17 protein-coding genes and 1 pseudogene are annotated in these 15,951 nt (G+C 66.1%); 8 read left to right on the forward strand and 10 right to left on the reverse strand.

Annotation, left to right across the window (positions count from 1 at the left end; genetic code table 11):
• Nucleotides 1-98: 98 nt before the first annotated feature.
• Complete coding sequence (locus P7F68_RS10625) at nt 99-797, forward strand: Crp/Fnr family transcriptional regulator (protein WP_002926074.1); 699 nt, start codon at nt 99-101, stop codon at nt 795-797.
• A gap of 32 nt (nt 798-829) precedes the next feature.
• Here P7F68_RS10625 and P7F68_RS10630 read toward each other — a convergent pair whose 3' ends face one another.
• The 6 genes from P7F68_RS10630 to P7F68_RS10655 all read right to left on the reverse strand — a co-directional run bounded on the left by P7F68_RS10630 (nt 830) and on the right by P7F68_RS10655 (nt 6,593).
• The gene (locus tag P7F68_RS10630) at nt 830-2,278 is read right to left on the reverse strand and encodes an exonuclease domain-containing protein (RefSeq protein ID WP_002926075.1); all 1,449 of its coding nucleotides are present in this window, start codon (nt 2,276-2,278) and stop codon (nt 830-832) included.
• Nucleotides 2,279-2,333: 55 nt separating this feature from the next.
• The gene (locus P7F68_RS10635; protein WP_002926078.1) at nt 2,334-2,522 is read right to left on the reverse strand and encodes a DUF3460 family protein; all 189 of its coding nucleotides are present in this window, start codon (nt 2,520-2,522) and stop codon (nt 2,334-2,336) included.
• Between the two features lie 108 nt (nt 2,523-2,630).
• Nucleotides 2,631-4,859, reverse strand: a complete 2,229-nt coding sequence (locus P7F68_RS10640) for a RelA/SpoT family protein (protein WP_277833001.1) — start codon at nt 4,857-4,859, stop codon at nt 2,631-2,633.
• 22 nt (nt 4,860-4,881) lie between these two features.
• Nucleotides 4,882-5,097, reverse strand: coding sequence for a DNA-directed RNA polymerase subunit omega (rpoZ, locus tag P7F68_RS10645; protein WP_002926082.1), 216 nt, complete (start codon nt 5,095-5,097; stop codon nt 4,882-4,884).
• A gap of 2 nt (nt 5,098-5,099) precedes the next feature.
• Nucleotides 5,100-5,714, reverse strand: a complete 615-nt coding sequence (gene gmk, locus P7F68_RS10650) for a guanylate kinase (protein ID WP_002926084.1) — start codon at nt 5,712-5,714, stop codon at nt 5,100-5,102.
• 12 nt (nt 5,715-5,726) lie between these two features.
• Nucleotides 5,727-6,593, reverse strand: coding sequence for a YicC/YloC family endoribonuclease (locus P7F68_RS10655; RefSeq protein WP_277833004.1), 867 nt, complete (start codon nt 6,591-6,593; stop codon nt 5,727-5,729).
• A gap of 91 nt (nt 6,594-6,684) precedes the next feature.
• Between P7F68_RS10655 and P7F68_RS10660 the strand changes: the two genes are divergently transcribed.
• The 7 genes from P7F68_RS10660 (at nt 6,685) to P7F68_RS10690 (ending at nt 12,682) form a co-directional block, all read left to right on the forward strand.
• The gene (locus P7F68_RS10660; protein WP_002926089.1) at nt 6,685-7,632 is read left to right on the forward strand and encodes a serine/threonine-protein kinase; all 948 of its coding nucleotides are present in this window, start codon (nt 6,685-6,687) and stop codon (nt 7,630-7,632) included.
• Between the two features lie 11 nt (nt 7,633-7,643).
• Nucleotides 7,644-8,567 (forward strand): PP2C family protein-serine/threonine phosphatase, encoded by a 924-nt coding sequence (locus P7F68_RS10665; RefSeq protein ID WP_002926091.1) that lies wholly within the window; start codon nt 7,644-7,646, stop codon nt 8,565-8,567.
• An 8-nt stretch (nt 8,568-8,575) separates the two neighbouring features.
• Complete coding sequence (gene rph, locus P7F68_RS10670) at nt 8,576-9,295, forward strand: ribonuclease PH (RefSeq protein ID WP_002926095.1); 720 nt, start codon at nt 8,576-8,578, stop codon at nt 9,293-9,295.
• A 3-nt stretch (nt 9,296-9,298) separates the two neighbouring features.
• Entirely contained in the window at nt 9,299-9,904 is a 606-nt protein-coding gene (gene rdgB, locus P7F68_RS10675; RefSeq protein WP_277833008.1) for an RdgB/HAM1 family non-canonical purine NTP pyrophosphatase, read from the forward strand.
• Nucleotides 9,901-11,124 carry a radical SAM family heme chaperone HemW gene (gene hemW / locus P7F68_RS10680; RefSeq protein ID WP_002926098.1) on the forward strand — a complete coding sequence of 408 codons (1,224 nt, stop codon included), beginning with the start codon at nt 9,901-9,903 and terminating at the stop codon, nt 11,122-11,124. The genes rdgB and hemW overlap by 4 nt, the downstream gene beginning before the upstream one ends.
• 176 nt (nt 11,125-11,300) lie before the next feature.
• On the forward strand, nt 11,301-11,795 hold the full coding sequence (locus P7F68_RS10685) for an OmpA family protein (RefSeq protein ID WP_270068793.1): 495 nt from the start codon (nt 11,301-11,303) through the stop codon (nt 11,793-11,795).
• A 38-nt stretch (nt 11,796-11,833) separates the two neighbouring features.
• On the forward strand, nt 11,834-12,682 hold the full coding sequence (locus P7F68_RS10690) for an SDR family oxidoreductase (RefSeq protein ID WP_277833016.1): 849 nt from the start codon (nt 11,834-11,836) through the stop codon (nt 12,680-12,682).
• A 171-nt stretch (nt 12,683-12,853) separates the two neighbouring features.
• Here the strand turns inward: P7F68_RS10690 and P7F68_RS19905 are convergent.
• The 4 genes and pseudogenes from P7F68_RS19905 to P7F68_RS10710 form a co-directional block, all read right to left on the reverse strand.
• Nucleotides 12,854-13,069: pseudogene (locus P7F68_RS19905) on the reverse strand (DUF2703 domain-containing protein); the annotation flags it as partial.
• Between the two features lie 109 nt (nt 13,070-13,178).
• Nucleotides 13,179-13,400 (reverse strand): hypothetical protein, encoded by a 222-nt coding sequence (locus P7F68_RS10700; protein WP_277833018.1) that lies wholly within the window; start codon nt 13,398-13,400, stop codon nt 13,179-13,181.
• 79 nt (nt 13,401-13,479) lie between these two features.
• Entirely contained in the window at nt 13,480-14,175 is a 696-nt protein-coding gene (locus tag P7F68_RS10705) for a potassium channel family protein (protein WP_277833020.1), read from the reverse strand.
• Nucleotides 14,168-15,502, reverse strand: a complete 1,335-nt coding sequence (locus P7F68_RS10710; protein ID WP_277833022.1) for a TrkH family potassium uptake protein — start codon at nt 15,500-15,502, stop codon at nt 14,168-14,170. Before P7F68_RS10710 ends, P7F68_RS10705 begins: the two co-directional genes overlap by 8 nt.
• Nucleotides 15,503-15,951 lie beyond the last annotated feature (449 nt).

Below are 15,951 nucleotides of genomic sequence, written 5' to 3' on the forward strand. Positions count from 1 at the left end.
CACCGGGCGTCCGGCCCAGCGCTGGCAGGGCGTAAATCGGTGCACAAGTGTCTAGTGTACAGGTCTAGCGCCAGACACGGCGTCCGCAGGAGAACCGCATGAACCGCAGCAAGCCCCCCGTCGTCGATACAAGCAGCCTACTGAGCCGCTTCAGCCCTTTCAACATGCTCGACGACGCGGAGCGCAACCGTCTCCAGGCCGGCGCGCGGCCCATCCACGCGGCACGCGGCGAACTGCTCGTGCAGCAGGATGACTGTCCGCGCGGTGTCTACCTCGTCCTCTCCGGCCGGGTGAAGTGCTTCGTGCTCTCACCCTCGGGCGGCGAGAAAATCGTCAGCCTGGCGGAATCAGGCTGTTTCTTCGGCGAGGACGCAGCGATGCTCAACCGCCCGCACATCGTCAACGCTCAGGCCATGACGGCAACCGAGCTGCTGCTGGTTCCGACCACCCTCCTGCGCGAAGCCATGGTGAGTTCGACCGCATTCTCGGTGTCGATGGCGATGCGCCTGGCGATGGCGAACTACGACCTGATGTCGACCATGCAGGTACAGCTGCAGATGAGCGGCACGCAGCGCGTCGCGCACTACCTCACCCGCCTCGCGCCCGACGATGCCGAGCACTGTGAGATCCGCCTCGACATCGACAAGCAGACCATTGCGGCACAGCTCAACCTGACGCCCGAAACCCTGTCGCGCATCCTTTCGCAACTGACCCGCGACGGCATGATCCAGCCGCGCGGCCGGCGTGGCATGGTGTTGAACCGGGTCTCGGAACTGCGCAGCTGCGCAGCACACTGAGCGCACTGCACACACAGGCCCTCGACCAGGCCTTACTCGGCGCCTGTTGCGCCCCGGCCGTCCACCGGCTGCACACCGGCAAGATGAACCGGCACAGCGAGCCAGCGTGTGAGGATGCGCGCGACATCGGCATCGAACGCACGTGCGGTGCTCGCCGCCATGGCCGCCAACGAGGCCGCGTCCGGCACGCTGCCCAGGTGGCACCAGCGGTCGAAAAGATGGAACATCTCGCGCCCGCTGTGCGCATTGCTTTCCCGCACGAACACTGCGCCTGACCACGGCCACGGCTTCGGACCCAGAGCCGACAGAGCAGCGGCGAGGCGCCCATCATGCTCGTCAATCGACTCACGTCGTGCGCAGACGCCTGCACAACGGCGCCCTTGGTAAGCCGAGCACGGACCACTCCCACCCTCCAGCCCCAGCCGGCGCGGACACAGGCGATACAGCATCGCCAGTTCGCGCAGAAGGTTGTCCACCTCGCGCGCGTTGCGAAACACGCCATGCAGGCCCGTCCATTGCGCCGGATCGGTGCCAGCCACGGGCACGCGTTCATAGATCGGTGCCCGCCGGCGCCCCGTCAGCAGGCGCAAGGCAAAGACCGTGTCCGCCGGCTCCTGAGGTCGGTTGTAGGGTGGGCCAAAGCGGCGCAGTAGCGCCAGCTCCTGCAGTGAGGTGTCGAGCTCGCCCGCGGTCTCGACCCACTCCACCCGGCGCACCCTTGCTGCCAGCTCGGCGTCGCGCCCCTTGCGGGCCTGCGCGGCAAAATGCTCACGTACCCGCGCACGCAGGCTTTGCGCGCGGCCGACGTATAGCGGTCGAGTGTCGCGCGCACCAGCGGGCGGCTCGGGGGTATCGTGAAAAAGGTATAGCCCGGGCACGTCCGGCACCGCCTCCAGCAGCCCCTCGGGCAGGCCGGGGGCCTGGGCCGCTGCCTTCATCGCACGCTCGACGGCGCGCTCGAGCACCTCAGGAGCGAATGCGGCCCGGGCCTGGCACACGAACTGCCAGAGCGCCTGCACGTCGCCCATGGCGCGGTGACGGGCGTCACAGACAAGTTGATGGCGCTCTATCAGTGCATCGAGGCCGTGCCGATGATGCTCGGGGTATAGCGCGCGCGACAGCTTCACCGTACACAGCACCGGCGCATCGAAACGGCGTCCGATGCGGTCGAAGGCACTCTTGATGAAACCGAAGTCGAAGCGGGCGTTGTGGGCGACGAAGACGCAGTCGGCAAGCAGGGCTTCGACCTTGTCGGCGAGCGCTTCGAAGCTCGGCGCGTCGGCAACCATCTCATCGGAGATGCCGGTCACCTCGCGGATCAGCGGCGGAATCGGCTGACCGGGACAGACCAGGCTTTCCCAGCTTGCGACGACCTGCCCGTCCTCGATCCGCAGGATGGCGATCTCGGTGATGCGGTCGCGTACCGGATGGGCGCCGGTGCTCTCGACATCAATGAAGGCGAGGCGACGCGGCAGGCTCATGCGCGCGCGCCGCCTTCGCGCCGCCCTTGCGGCAAGGTGTTCAGGGCGTTACGGCTCAGTGGTTGCTGTCGTAGTAGTAGGGCTTGACCGGCACCTTGGCCTGCTCGAGCGCGCCCTGCGCACGGACGTCCTGCGGCTTGTCCCACCACAGCGCGCGGCCCTTCTGCTGTTCGGCCGCCTGCTCGGGATGCTGCGCAAGCCATTCGCGCATGAACTTGGTGTGATCGGATTCGTACATTGCCATGTCGGGTCCCGGCTGGATGCAATGAGGGTTGTCAGTCGCGCCTGCAGCGGCCCTGGCCGCAGCGCAAGCAAAGACACAAGGCCGGTATTCTAGCAGCGCGGCGGCCGTTCAGCTCGCCCGCCCGTCGCCCTTGGCCCGGCCAATGCGCACCACTTCCTGCACCCTGCGTACCCCGCGCATGACGCGCGCCAGGTGCATGCGGTCGCGCACCTGGACGGTGAAATTGAGCGCGGTGTAGTCGCCCTGCCCGCTTTCCATGCTGACGCTCTGGATATTGCAGTCTTCCTCGGCGATCGCGTTGGCGACACGGGCAAGCACGCCGCGAGCATTGCGCGTGAGCACGCGGATGCCGACATCGAACAGGCGATCATCGACAACGTGCTCCCACTCCACATCGACCCAGCGCCCGCGGTCGCCACGCAGCTTGCCCATCACTGCGCAGTCGTGCGTATGCACCTCGAGTCCCTGGCCCTTGCGCAAGGTACCGATGATCGGATCACCCGGAATCGGGTGGCAGCACCGCGCCAACTGGACCGCAACGCCCTCGGAGCCGCGGATGGTGATAGCGCCTGCCGGCTTGGGCTTGACCACGTCCGGGCGACCGGATTCGAGGTCCTGGGCCTCTGCCAGACGCCGCGCCACGATGATCGGCAAGCGCTTGCCCAGACCGAGATCGGAGAAGATGTCCTTCTTGCTGCGCACACCGCGGTCACGCAGGAAGCGGTCCCAGGCAAACGTGGAGATCTGCCCCAGGGTGAGCCCGTGCGGTCGCAAAGCCTGGTTGAGCAGGCGCTCGCCGAGCGCGACCGACTCGTCGAGCTGGGCGTTCTTGAGGAAGTGGCGGATCTGCGAGCGCGCCTTGCCGGTGCGGGCGTAGGACAACCAGGCGGGGTTGGGGTTGGCATGCGCGGCGGTGATGATCTCGACCTGGTCGCCGTTCTTGAGCTCGCTGCGCAGGGGCATCAGGTCGCCATTGATGCGGCAGGCCACGCAGCGGTTGCCAACGTCCGTATGCACCGCATAGGCGAAATCGACCGGCGTCGAGCCCTTGGGCATGGAGAAGATCTTGCCCTTGGGCGAGAACACGTAGACCTCACCCGGGAAAAGGTCGATCTTGACGTGCTCGAGGAACTCGGTGGCCTCGCCCGAGGTGGACTGGAGCTCGAGCAGGGACTGCAGCCATGAGTGCGTCTTCTGCTGGAGTTCGGACAGCGTGCGCTCGTCCTCCTTGTACAGCCAGTGGGAGGCCACGCCGGTCTCGGCGATGTGGTGCATCTCGCGAGTGCGGATCTGCACCTCGACCGGCATGCCGAAAGGGCCGATCAGCGTCGTGTGCAGGCTCTGGTAGCCATTGGCCTTGGGAATCGCCAGATAGTCCTTGAACTTGCCCGGCACCGGCTTGTACATCGAGTGCAGTGCGCCCAGCGCGAGGTAACAACTCGGTACGTCGCGCACGATGACGCGAAAGCCATAGATGTCGAGCACCTGCGAGAAGGACAGGTGCTTTTCCACCATCTTGCGGTAGATGCCGTAGAGATGCTTCTCGCGCCCCTGCACCTCTGCGCCGATGCCCCACTGCGGCAAGCGTTCCTCGATACTGGCGAGGATCTTGCCCACGACCTCGCGGCGGTTGCCACGCGCCGAGCGGATCGCCTTGGCAAGCACCTCGTAGCGCAGCGGATGCTTGTTGCGGAAGGACAGTTCCTGCAGCTCGCGATAGAGGTCGTTGAGGCCGAGCCGGTTGGCGATCGGCGCGTAGATCTCGAGCGTTTCGTTGGCGATGCGGCGGCGCTTGGCCGGACGCATGTGGTCCAGCGTGCGCATGTTGTGCAGGCGGTCGGCGAGCTTGATGAGGATGACGCGCAGGTCGCTCGCCATCGCCAGCAGCATCTTGCGGAAATTCTCGGCCTGCGCCTCTTCCTGCGAGCGGAACTCGATCTTGTCGAGCTTGGACAGGCCATCGACCAGCTCGGCGGACACCTTGCCGAAGCGCTCGGTCAGCTCCGCCTTCGTGATGTGGGTGTCCTCCATCACATCATGGAGGAGCGCGGCGATCAGCGCCTGGGCGTCAAGATGCCAGTCGGCGACGAGCGAGCAGACGGCAACCGGGTGGCTGACATAGGGCTCGCCACTGACGCGGAACTGCCCGGCATGGGCATCGGCCGAGAAATGGTAAGCCGCCTCGACCCGGCCGACGTCCTCGGGCTTGAGGTAGGCCTCGATCTTGGCCTTGAGTTGCTGGAAGTCGAGCGACAGCACGCTCGACACCGGCGGACGAAAGATCGGGCCGGGGGATTGCGCGGGCTGAGGGGGCGCGCCTACATGATTGGCTTGCATGCTTCACCCCCTGGCCCCGGGCTCAGGCCTGGCCGCGGTTGAGCATCTCGAGCCCGACCTTGCCCGCCGCCACTTCGCGCAGGGCAATCACGGTGGGCTTGTCGTTGTCACCCGGCTCGAGTTCGATCTGGGGCGTGCTGCCGATGGTGAGCTGGCGGGCACGATAGGTCGCAGCCAGGGTGAGCTGGAAGCGATTGGGGATGCGTTTCAGGCAATCTTCGACGGTGATGCGGGCCATGTTCAATCCTGTTCGAGAAAGGCGAAATATTCGGGATGCCGCAGGTGCTGATTGCCGCAGCGCAGGCGCGCTGCACGCACGACGGCGACGAGATCATCCAGCGCGGCACCGATTTCGTCGTTGATTATAACGTAGTCGAATTCGGCGACATGGCGCATTTCCCCGCGCGCACCCAGCAAGCGCCGGCTGATCACGTCGGGACTGTCGGTGCCGCGACCGACGAGACGCGCCTCGAGCGCCTCCATCGACGGCGGCAGGATGAAGACCCCGACCGCATCCGGAAAGTGCTTGCGCACCTGCTGCGCCCCCTGCCAGTCGATCTCGAGCAAGGTGTCGCGCCCAGCCTCGATCTGCTCCTTCAACCAGACCTTGGAAGTAGCGTAATAGTTGCCATGCACCTCGGCCCACTCGAGAAACTCGCCGCGATCGCGCAGGGCACGGAAGGTCGCCACATCGACGAAATGGTACTCGCGCCCATCCTGCTCGCCCGGGCGCGGGTCGCGCGTGGTGTAGGAGATCGACAGCTGCACGCGTGCATCGCGTTGCAGCAGGCCGCGCACCAGGGTGGTCTTGCCCGCGCCCGATGGCGCGGTGACGATGAAGAGGGTTCCGGGCATGCGAGGCGCTCCTTATTCGATGTTCTGCACTTGCTCGCGCATCTGCTCGATCAGCACCTTCATCTCCATGGCGATGGCGGTGATATCGGTGGCGGGCGACTTGGAGGCCAGGGTGTTGGCCTCGCGGTTGAGCTCCTGCATCAGGAAATCCAGGCGCTTGCCCGCAGCCCCGCCGGCCTTGAGGATGCGCTCGACCTCGTCGAGGTGGGTGACGAGCCGGGTGAGCTCCTCGGCCACGTCGATGCGCTGCGCGTAGAGCGCCACCTCCTGGCGGATGCGGTCCTCGTCAAGACTGACCACTGCGTCGCGCAGCTTGGTCGTGAGGCGCTCCTGGTATTCGGCAACAACGGCCGGCATGCGCGGGGTGGCGATGGTGACCAGTTCGCGCATGCGCACGACGCGCTCGCGGATCATGTCGGCAAGCTTGTCGCCTTCACGACGGCGGGTGGCGACGAGTTCGTCGAGCGCGGCGTTGGTGAGCTCGACGATCGCCGGCAGCATCTCGTCGAAGCCGAGACCGTCGTCAGCCAGCATGCCGGGCCAGCGCAGCAGCTCATTGACCGACAGCGGCGCGGCATCGGCAAAGCGCGCACGCAGCCCGGCCTGGGCGTCGGCAAGCTGATCGAGCAGTGCGGTGTTGAGCGCCAGGCTGCGCGCACCGCCATGGCCGGCCTGCAGGTTGAGCCGGCATTCGACCTTGCCACGGCCCAGGCGGGCGCTCAGGCGTTCGCGAATGGCGGGTTCGGCCGCACGCAGGTCATCGACGATACGAAAGCCGAGGTCGAGATAGCGCGAATTGACGCTGCGCAGTTCGAGGTGCAGACAAACGCTACCCAGGTCTCGCGTCTGTACCGCGAAACCCGTCATGCTGTGGATCATGTGGAGTCTCCGGGAACCCGGCGCGATCGATTACACTGCGGGTCCCACTCAGGAATGAAGCTGCAAAGAGCTGATTCTAGCGCCCACGAAGATGCCCTCTCAAGCCAACTTCGCGCTGCCACAGGGCTTTCAGCTCGACCAGTACCGTATCGAGCGGCAATTGTCGCTGGGCGGCTTCTCCATCGTGTACCTCGCTCATGACGAGGCCGGCATCCCGGTGGCGATCAAGGAGTACCTGCCCAATTCGCTCGCGCTGCGCAAGGAGGGCGAGATCGAACCGCAGGTCCCGGACGAGCACCGCGCCGCCTTCCGCTACGGCATGAAGTGCTTCTTCGAGGAAGGCCGCGCACTCGCCAAGCTGATGCACCCCAACGTGGTGCGCGTGCTCAACTTCTTCCGCGCCAACGGCACGGTGTACATGGTGATGCAATTCGAGCGCGGCCGCACGTTGCACGACTACATCCAGCGCCACCGCGGCGAGCTCAAGGAGCTGTTCATCCGCGCGGTGTTCGCCCGCATGCTCAACGGCCTGCGCGAAGTGCACGCCCACAAGCTGCTCCACCTCGACATCAAGCCGGCCAACATCTACCTGCGTGCCGACGGCACGCCCGTGCTGCTCGATTTCGGCGCGGCACGCCAAACCTTGATGGTGGGCCAACCGGTGCTCAAGCCGATGTACACGCCAGGCTATGCCGCACCGGAACAGTATGACAAGCGCGATCAGCTCGGCCCATGGACAGACATCTACAGCGTCGGCGCCAGCCTGTATGCCAGCGTCACCGGCAAGGCGCCGCCGCGTGCCGATGAACGCAGCACCAAGGACACCCTGCAGCCGGTCGCGAAGACCCATGCCGAACACTACGCGCCACAATTGCTCGAACTCGTGGACTGGTGCCTCAAGCTCGACCCGCTGGCCCGGCCGCAGAGCGTGTACAGCCTGCAGAAGGCGCTGATCCAGCGCGACACCGGGGCACAACCGTCCGCACGCTGGTTCTCCGACCTCGGCGGCAGGCTGAAGTCCTTCATCGGACGCAACTGAAGAGACTGCCCATGCGTTTCACGATCTACCAGGAAAGCCGCACCGGCAAGCGCAACGACAACCAGGACCGCATTGCGCACTGCTATTCGCGCGATGCCCTGCTCATGCTCGTCGCCGACGGCATGGGCGGCCACCTTCATGGCGAACTGGCCGCGCACATCGCCGCCCGCCACGTGGTCCAGGCGTTCCAGCGCGAGGCGCGCCCTGCCCTGCCCGACCCTGGCCTGTTCCTGTCGCGCGCACTCGCCGGTGCCCATCACGCCATCCTCGACGATGCGCTCGACCGCGCGCTGCCCGAGGCGCCGCGCACGACCATCGTCGCCTGCGTCATCCAGGACGGCGCTGCGCACTGGGCCCATGCCGGCGACTCGCGCCTGTACCTGCTGCGTCGCGGCCATGTGGTGACGCGCACGCGCGACCATTCGCGCACGCAACTGCTGGTCGACCAGGGTATCCTCACGCCCGCCGAGGCCGACAGCCACCCCGCTCGCAATCGACTCTACTCCTGCCTGGGAGGCAGCCACGCGCCGCAGATCGAGCATTCCGCCCGGACACCGCTGCGCGACGGCGACATCATCGCCCTGTGCAGCGACGGCGTGTGGGGCCCGGCGGGCGACGATGCGCTCGTCAGCGGACTCACCGGCGGCCCACTCAGCCGCTGCGTGCCCCAGCTCCTCAAGCAGGCAGAACTCACTGCCGGCAGCAGTGCCGACAACCTGTCCATCGTCGCCATGTGCTGGCATGCCGACAACGCCAGTCAGGCAACGATGGCCGACGCGATCTCCACACGGACGATGGCGCTCGACGACAACACCACCCGTCTCGACACCTCGAGCATGGGTGCGGACGCCTCCGGCGAGCTGGACAACGACGACGAGATCGAACGCGCGATCCGCGAGATCAACGACACCATCAAGAAACTCGACAAGCGATAGGAACCTCCATGCGACCCAGCAACCGCCAACCTGCCGAACTGCGCCCCGTGCGCCTCACCCGCGGCTTCACCCGCCATGCCGAAGGTTCGGTGCTGGTCGAGTTCGGCGACACCCGCGTGCTGTGCACGGCCAGCGTGGACGACAGCGTTCCCGGCTTCCTGCGCGGCAAGGGCCAGGGCTGGCTCACCGCCGAGTACGGCATGTTGCCGCGTGCCACCCACACCCGCAGCGCGCGCGAAGCCGCCAAGGGCAAGCAAAGTGGCCGCACACAGGAAATCCAGCGCCTGATCGGGCGCAGCCTGCGCGCCGTGGTCGACCTCACCGCCCTGGGCGAACGCCAGGTCGTGATCGACTGCGACGTGCTGCAGGCCGACGGCGGCACCCGCACCGCCGCCATCACCGGCGCCTGCGTCGCCGTGCATGACGCGCTCGTCGGCCTGGTTGCCGCTGGCAAGCTCGCCCGCAACCCGATGCGCGAGCTCGTCGCCGCCGTCTCGGTGGGCATCCACCAGGGCGTCCCGGTGCTCGACCTCGATTACGCCGAGGACTCCGACTGCGACACCGACATGAACGTGGTGATGACCGAAGGTGGTGGCCTGATCGAGGTGCAGGGCACGGCCGAAGGCGCAGCCTTCTCGCGCGCCGAACTCAACGCCCTGCTCGACCTCGCCGAACTCGGCGGCCGCCGCCTGTTCGAACTGCAACGCAATGCCATTCATGGAGCCTGAAGCATGAGCAAGCGACTCGTCCTCGCCAGCAACAACGTCAAGAAGGCCGCCGAAATGCAGGCCCTGCTCGCCCCGCTGGGGATCGAGGTGGTGCCGCAGTCGGTGTTCGGCGTCAGTGAAGCCGAGGAGCCCCACCCCACCTTCGTCGAGAATGCACTCGCCAAGGCCCGTCACGCGGCAGCGGCCACCGGCCTGCCGGCGGTCGCCGACGACTCCGGCCTGTGCGTGGAAGCGCTAGGCGGCGCACCGGGCGTGATCTCCGCACGCTTTGCCGGCGAGCCCAAGTCGGATGCACGCAACAACACCCTGCTGCTGGAAAAGCTCGCGCACCTCACCGAGCCCGCCCAGCGCGCAGCCTACTTCTACTCCACCGTGGTCCTGGTGCGTCACGCAGAGGACCCGCGCCCGCTGATCGCCGACGGCGAATGGCACGGCCAGATCCTCACCGCCGAGCGCGGCGCGGGCGGTTTCGGCTACGACCCGCTGTTCTGGCTGCCCGAGCTCGAACAGACCGCCGCCGAGCTCGAACCTGCGCTCAAGAATACCCTCAGCCACCGCGGCGCCGCCATGCGCCACCTGCTCGACCGCCTCAAGTACTACCCGCTGTGAGCAGCCGCCGCATCATCCCGCTGAGCCCGGTCACCCCCCCGGCGAAGCCCCTGCCGCTACCCGAGCGTCCGCAGCTCGAGGCACCTCCGCCGCTGTCGCTGTATGTGCATTTTCCCTGGTGCGTGAGGAAGTGCCCCTACTGCGACTTCAACTCGCACGCCCCGCGCGAGGGCGGCATCCCGGAGCAGGCCTGGCTCGATGCGGTACTCGCCGACCTCCAGCACGCACTGCCCCAGGTCTGGGGGCGGCGGGTACATAGCGTCTTCATCGGTGGCGGCACGCCCAGCCTGATGTCCGCGGCCACGCTCGACGGCCTGCTCACCGGCATCCGCATGCTGCTGCCGCTCGACCCGCTCGCCGAGGTCACGCTCGAAGCCAACCCGGGCACGGTGGAAGCCGGGCGCTTCCGCGACTACCGCGCTGCCGGCGTCAATCGAATCTCGCTCGGCATCCAGAGCTTCGACGACGCCATGCTGGCGAAGATCGGCCGCATCCACGGCGGCGATGAGGCGCGACGCGCGATCGACGCTGCGCGCACGCACTTCGAGCGCGTCAATCTCGACCTCATGTACGCCCTGCCAGGCCAGACCCTGGACATGGCGCTCGCCGACCTGGACACCGCAATCGGCTTCGGCGTGCAGCACCTGTCCTGCTACCACCTCACCCTCGAACCCAACACCCCCTTCGCCCACAACCCGCCGGCGCTGCCCGACGACGACACCGCCGCAGACATGCAGGAGGCGATCGAATCCCGCCTCGCCGCGGCCGGCTTCGCCCACTACGAGACCTCCGCCTTCGCCCGCCCGCACGAGCAGAGCCGTCACAACCTCAACTACTGGACCTTCGGCGACTACCTCGGCATCGGCCCCGGCGCCCACGGCAAGCTCTCCAGCCACGAAGGCATCCGCCGCGAGATGCGCCACAAGCACCCGGGGCGCTACCTCGAAGGCGCGGCACGCAACGACTTCATCCAGGAGGCGCGCGAGGTGTCGGTAGCCGAGCTGCCCTTCGAGTTCATGATGAACGCGCTGCGCCTCACCGAGGGTGTGCCGGCCAAGCTGTTCGCCGCACGCACCGGGGTGCCGATCGAGACGATCACCGACGAGCTGGCGCAGGCGCGCGAGCGCGGGCTGCTGGAGATGGCAGAGGGGCAATTGCGGCCGACGCTCCAGGGGCGGCGGTTCCTGAACGAGTTGCTGCAGGTGTTCTTGCGGGATTGAGGGTGCAAGCCCTCACGACCTTGAGGCTGAAGCGCGGCCGCATCGCTGAGCCAGTGGTCGAGGCTCACCAGTCTTGCCCTGATGCAGCGCCGGATACGGCTGCAAGCGCATTCCGATAGAATCCGGTCCACGCTGCCCGAGCCGTCGGGTCGCGCATCTACAGGAGAATCCAGCACATGTTCGATCAGGAAGACAGCGAGCTCAACGTCGTGATGGGCGTGGTGTTCGGCATCATCGCGCTGGTCATCGCCTTCGTCATCGGCCTGGCCGCCAACCAGCTGGGCGGAAAGCAGGCGGCGCCGGCGCTTGCAGCGCACGGTGCAGGTGAGGTCGCCTTCGTGGACGTCGCCGAAGTCGGCGAACCGCTGGTGAAGATCTACTTCGAGCTCGGCCAGGCCGCGCTGCCGGCGACCGCCGACGAGCAGATCGCCACCGTCGCCTCGGCACTGGCAGCCACACCAACGGCCAGCGCGCTGTTGTCCGGCTACCACGATGAGACCGGCGGCGCAGCGGTCAACGCCGAAGTGGCGAAGAACCGCGCCCTGTCGGTGCGCGACGCCCTCGTCGCCGCCGGCGTGCCCACCGAGCGCGTGCTGATGCGCCGCCCCGCCGTCACCCTCGGCGGCAGCGACGCCGCGGAGGCGCGCAGGGTCGAGGTACGGGTGCAGTAAGCGCACCACGGCACGCGAACAAGACTCGAAAGCGGGGCATGCCCGGCTTTTTCGCACAAGAGAGGAACGGCGCTATGAAGCGACTCGATGGCAAGACCGCCTTGGTGACCGGCGCCGCGCGCGGCATCGGGGCAGCGATTGCCACGACCTTTGTTGAAAATGGCGCCTTCGTCTATCTGAGCGACATCAACGAAGAGATGGGCCAGGCGCTTGCCGCCGCCCTGGGTGCCAATGCGCGCTACCTACACCTCGACGTGCGCGAAGAACCCCATTGGCAGGCGGCCATGGCGCAGATCCTTGGCGAAGCTGCGGGCCTGAACGTCCTGGTCAACAACGCAGGGATCACCGGATTCGAGGACGGTTGCCTGGTGCACGACCCCGAACATGCCTCGCTCGCGGATTGGCATGCCGTGCATCGCACGAATCTGGACGGTGTGTTTCTCGGCTGCAAGCACGCCATTCAGGCGATGCGCCAATCGGCAAGCACGGGCTCGATCATCAATGTGTCCTCGCGCTCCGGCCTGGTCGGCATCCCCGGCGCCGCGGCCTATGCCTCGTCAAAGGCCGCCGTGCGCAACCATACGAAGACCGTGGCGCTCTACTGCGCCGAGCAGGGCTTGCCGGTCCGGTGCAACTCGATCCACCCCGCCGCCGTGCTGACACCCATGTGGGAACCGCTCCTGGGCGAGGGTCCGGAGCGCGAGATCAGAATGCGCGAGTTCGTCCAGGATTGCCCCCTGCGACGCTTCGGGCGGCCGGAGGAGGTCGCCGCCGTAGCCGTGATGCTCGCCTCCGACGAGGCCGCCTACATGAACGGGGCGGAACTCAACATCGATGGCGGCATCCTCGCTGGCGCCGTTGCGGCACCTGCATCTTCTCGGCAGTAGCCTGACTACGTCGGGTGGTGGGTAAAGCGGCCTGCCGAGTTGCTTCTCCACTGCCTCGCGCTCGCGATGCGGCACATGGCACGTCTCGGTCATCAGCCCGCGCCCCGCGCAGTCCTCACGAAGAACCCGAGGGCCACAGGCCGAGCAGCAGGTGCTCTTGCCAAGCGGGCGCAGCGCTTGTTCAAGCTTGGGGAGAGCCTGGACGATGGCGTCGTGCGTGCCGCCGCAGCGCTCGCAGGTCTCCCCTTCCGGCGTCACGAGTCGCTGCCAAAGGATGTTCAGGATCTTCATGGTGATCGGGATCGCTGAAGGGCGGACGGTGGCGGACAACGAGATGTCTAGATGATCGGAGTCGGCAGCTTGCACCCCGGAAGCGACATTCGTCATCTCGATGGTGCAGCGGCGGGTTTCTGAGCGGAGACGACCTTCAAAACAAGGCGCAATCGCGCGGCTGTGCTCGCCCAGGTTCTATGTTCAGCGGTAGGCACTGCCAGACTCACAACTCGCCGTGATGACTGAGGTAACGCCGGATTGCGTGAACGACCTCATCGCCGCTTGCATGGGCCCCCACTTCGATCCCGAGCGCCCGCGCAAGCTCACGTGCCTTCGATAGGTTCAGGTGTGCTCCTCCCCGCTCGGCTGCCTTGACCAATTCTCGCGCCCGCTCGAGATCTTCGGCCGACTGCCGCTTGAATTGACTCAGGATCCAGTTGAGCATTTCGCAGAGGCCATTTCGGAGACGACACGATGAGATGGACCACAGACTGCCGGACAGCAGTCACCAGCGGCTTGGCCGGCTAGCGTCTGCGCCCACTGGCCGCAAACGCCTCCACCTTCTTGGTGGGCCCGGAGACGATCAGCAGATCGCCGGGCAGCACGACACTGCTGGGCTTGCCGTGTTGGAAGTCCTCGTGCGCGCGCTTGATGCCGACCACCGTGACGCCGAAGCGCTCGCGCACCAGGGACTCGGCGAGCGAGAGGTCGTGCGTCGCTGGCGGCGCCTGGATCTTCGCGATCGCAAAGCCGTCGTCGAATTCAATGTAGTCCATCATTCGCCCGCTGATGAGGTGGGCGACGCGCTCACCCATGTCGGCCTCGGGGTAGACGACGTGATGCGCACCGATGCGCTCGGCGATCTTGCCGTGCTCGGGCGTCATGGCCTTGACCCAAATATCCGGTATCTCCAGCTCGGTCAGCGCCATCACAGTCATCAGACTCGCCGCCAGATCGCCACCGATACCCACGATGGCGTGCGAGAAGTCCGCCACTCCGAGTTGGCGCATGGTCATCGCGTTGGTCGAATCGGCCTGGACTGCGTGGGTCAGCAGGTCCGCCCACGCATGCACCGGTTCGGCATCACGATCGATCCCCATCACGTCGTGCCCGAGTTGCATCAGGGAGTCGGCCACGGCGCCACCAAAGCGCCCCAGACCGATCACGACCACACTGTCGCCCTTCGAGAAGGCGAACTGCTCTGTAAATAGCCTAGCCAACAACGGGATGCTCCTCTGGATAGCGGAAGGGCATGCGATGCTCGCCCAGCGCGAGCGATGCCGCCAATGTGATCGTTCCAACCCGGCCGACGTACATCAGCAGGACCAGCATCAGCTGTGCCGATTCGGGCAGCTCAGCGGTGATGCCGGTGGACAGGCCCACGGTTGCAAACGCCGAGATCACCTCGAAGATGACCTTGTCGGTCGCGATGTCGGTCGTGTGGAGGATAAACACCGTACCCAGCACGATCACCGCGCTGCTGAGAACAAGTACGGTGATGGCCTGGCGCTGGGCCGAATGGCTGATACGCCGACCGAAAGCCTCCGTATCCATCCGCCCCCGGATCTCGGCGATCACAAGCATCACCAGGATCATCGCCGTACCCACCTTGACACCACCAGCCGTTCCGGCACTGCCGCCGCCGATGAACATCAGGAAGTAGTGCACCCCGAGGCTCTCGTGCGTCAGCCCGCCGATATCGATCGAATTGAATCCGGCCGTGCGTGCCGACACCGACGCGAAGATCGCCGACAGCAACTTGTCCCCGGTGGCCATTGGACCGAGCGTGCGCGGATTGGACCACTCGAAGCCAAGCAGCAGGATCGTACCGCCCACCAACAGCACGGCCGTGCCCACGAGCGTGAGCTTGGTATGCACCGACCAATGGTGCGGGGTCGTAAACTTCCTGCGCAGATCATTAAGGACAGGAAAACCCAAACCACCGACAACAATCGCAAACATGATGGGGGCGAGGATCGCGCCGTCGCTCGCGTAGCGCATCAGGCCGTCAGCGTGGATCGAAAACCCCGCGTTGTTGAAGGCAGACACGGCGTGGAAGAGGCCGCTCCAAGCAGCATCGGCCCAGTCCAACTCATAGCCGATACGCAAACGCAGCAATAACGCCAGTGCGACGATCAGCTCGACGATCAAGGTCACGACAAGCACGAGTTTGGCCACACTGGTGACGTCACCGATACCGACGGCGTGTGTTTCGGCTTGCGCCGTTAACCGTGTGCGCAAGCGCAAGGAGCGGTTGACCATGAGCCCGAGCAGCGTGGCGACCGTCATCATGCCGAAGCCCCCGACCTGGAACAGCGCCATGATCACCCACTGCCCGAACGACGACCAGTAAGTGCCCGTATCCACCGTCACCAGGCCGGTCACGCACACAGCCGATACCGAGGTGAACAGCGCGGTAAGCCAAGGCGTGGCGACGGCATCTGCGCGAGCGATCGGCAACATGAGCAACGCGGTTCCGATCAGGATCGTGATCAGGAACGCGAGCGGAACGACACGTGCCGGGTGCTGGACCTCACGAATCTTCAATTCGCACCATCCTTCGAGTCATGCTGCGGCGCGGAAAAAAACGCACATCGGGTGCGAATCATACGCCCGGCGGGTGGGAATTGCCCGGGTCAAAACCTTGTCGCCGCTAAACATGAAGCAGTGGATGGTCATGCATAGGCCGCACTCTCGGTTAGTTGAGGTCGTATGTGCGACAGGCCTCCGCGCTGTTCATCCCGAGGCAAACCGGCTCTCCGGCAAGTTCGTGGTCGAAGCTGCCACTCTGGCTGCAGGAATGCGTGGGACTCGAGAGGCCGCTTGTGGCCGAATGTGTGGGTCCGCGTTGAGCGCGTCCCAGTTCTACCTTTTGTTTTTCGCCCGAATATAGAGCATCTTACTTGTCCCACCCGGCGCAGCCCTGCTTCCGAGCTCCCGCGCGATGTGCAAGGCTTCGCCCTGCCACCCCGATTCTCTGGCGGCACCCCGGCATC

It is taken from the genome of Thauera mechernichensis, from assembly GCF_029588855.1.
Lineage (GTDB): Bacteria > Pseudomonadota > Gammaproteobacteria > Burkholderiales > Rhodocyclaceae > Thauera > Thauera mechernichensis.

Bases quoted from the DNA above. Each gene is read 5' to 3' on its own strand.
- P7F68_RS10625 (WP_002926074.1), top strand. From the start codon at position 99: ATGAACCGCAGCAAGCCCCCCGTCGTCGATACAAGCAGCCTACTGAGC.
- P7F68_RS10630 (WP_002926075.1), bottom strand. From the start codon at position 2,278: ATGAGCCTGCCGCGTCGCCTCGCCTTCATTGATGTCGAGAGCACCGGC.
- P7F68_RS10635 (WP_002926078.1), bottom strand. From the start codon at position 2,522: ATGGCAATGTACGAATCCGATCACACCAAGTTCATGCGCGAATGGCTT.
- P7F68_RS10640 (WP_277833001.1), bottom strand. From the start codon at position 4,859: ATGCAAGCCAATCATGTAGGCGCGCCCCCTCAGCCCGCGCAATCCCCC.
- rpoZ (WP_002926082.1), bottom strand. From the start codon at position 5,097: ATGGCCCGCATCACCGTCGAAGATTGCCTGAAACGCATCCCCAATCGC.
- gmk (WP_002926084.1), bottom strand. From the start codon at position 5,714: ATGCCCGGAACCCTCTTCATCGTCACCGCGCCATCGGGCGCGGGCAAG.
- P7F68_RS10655 (WP_277833004.1), bottom strand. From the start codon at position 6,593: ATGATCCACAGCATGACGGGTTTCGCGGTACAGACGCGAGACCTGGGT.
- P7F68_RS10660 (WP_002926089.1), top strand. From the start codon at position 6,685: ATGCCCTCTCAAGCCAACTTCGCGCTGCCACAGGGCTTTCAGCTCGAC.
- P7F68_RS10665 (WP_002926091.1), top strand. From the start codon at position 7,644: ATGCGTTTCACGATCTACCAGGAAAGCCGCACCGGCAAGCGCAACGAC.
- rph (WP_002926095.1), top strand. From the start codon at position 8,576: ATGCGACCCAGCAACCGCCAACCTGCCGAACTGCGCCCCGTGCGCCTC.
- rdgB (WP_277833008.1), top strand. From the start codon at position 9,299: ATGAGCAAGCGACTCGTCCTCGCCAGCAACAACGTCAAGAAGGCCGCC.
- P7F68_RS10685 (WP_270068793.1), top strand. From the start codon at position 11,301: ATGTTCGATCAGGAAGACAGCGAGCTCAACGTCGTGATGGGCGTGGTG.
- P7F68_RS10690 (WP_277833016.1), top strand. From the start codon at position 11,834: ATGCCCGGCTTTTTCGCACAAGAGAGGAACGGCGCTATGAAGCGACTC.
- P7F68_RS10700 (WP_277833018.1), bottom strand. From the start codon at position 13,400: ATGCTCAACTGGATCCTGAGTCAATTCAAGCGGCAGTCGGCCGAAGAT.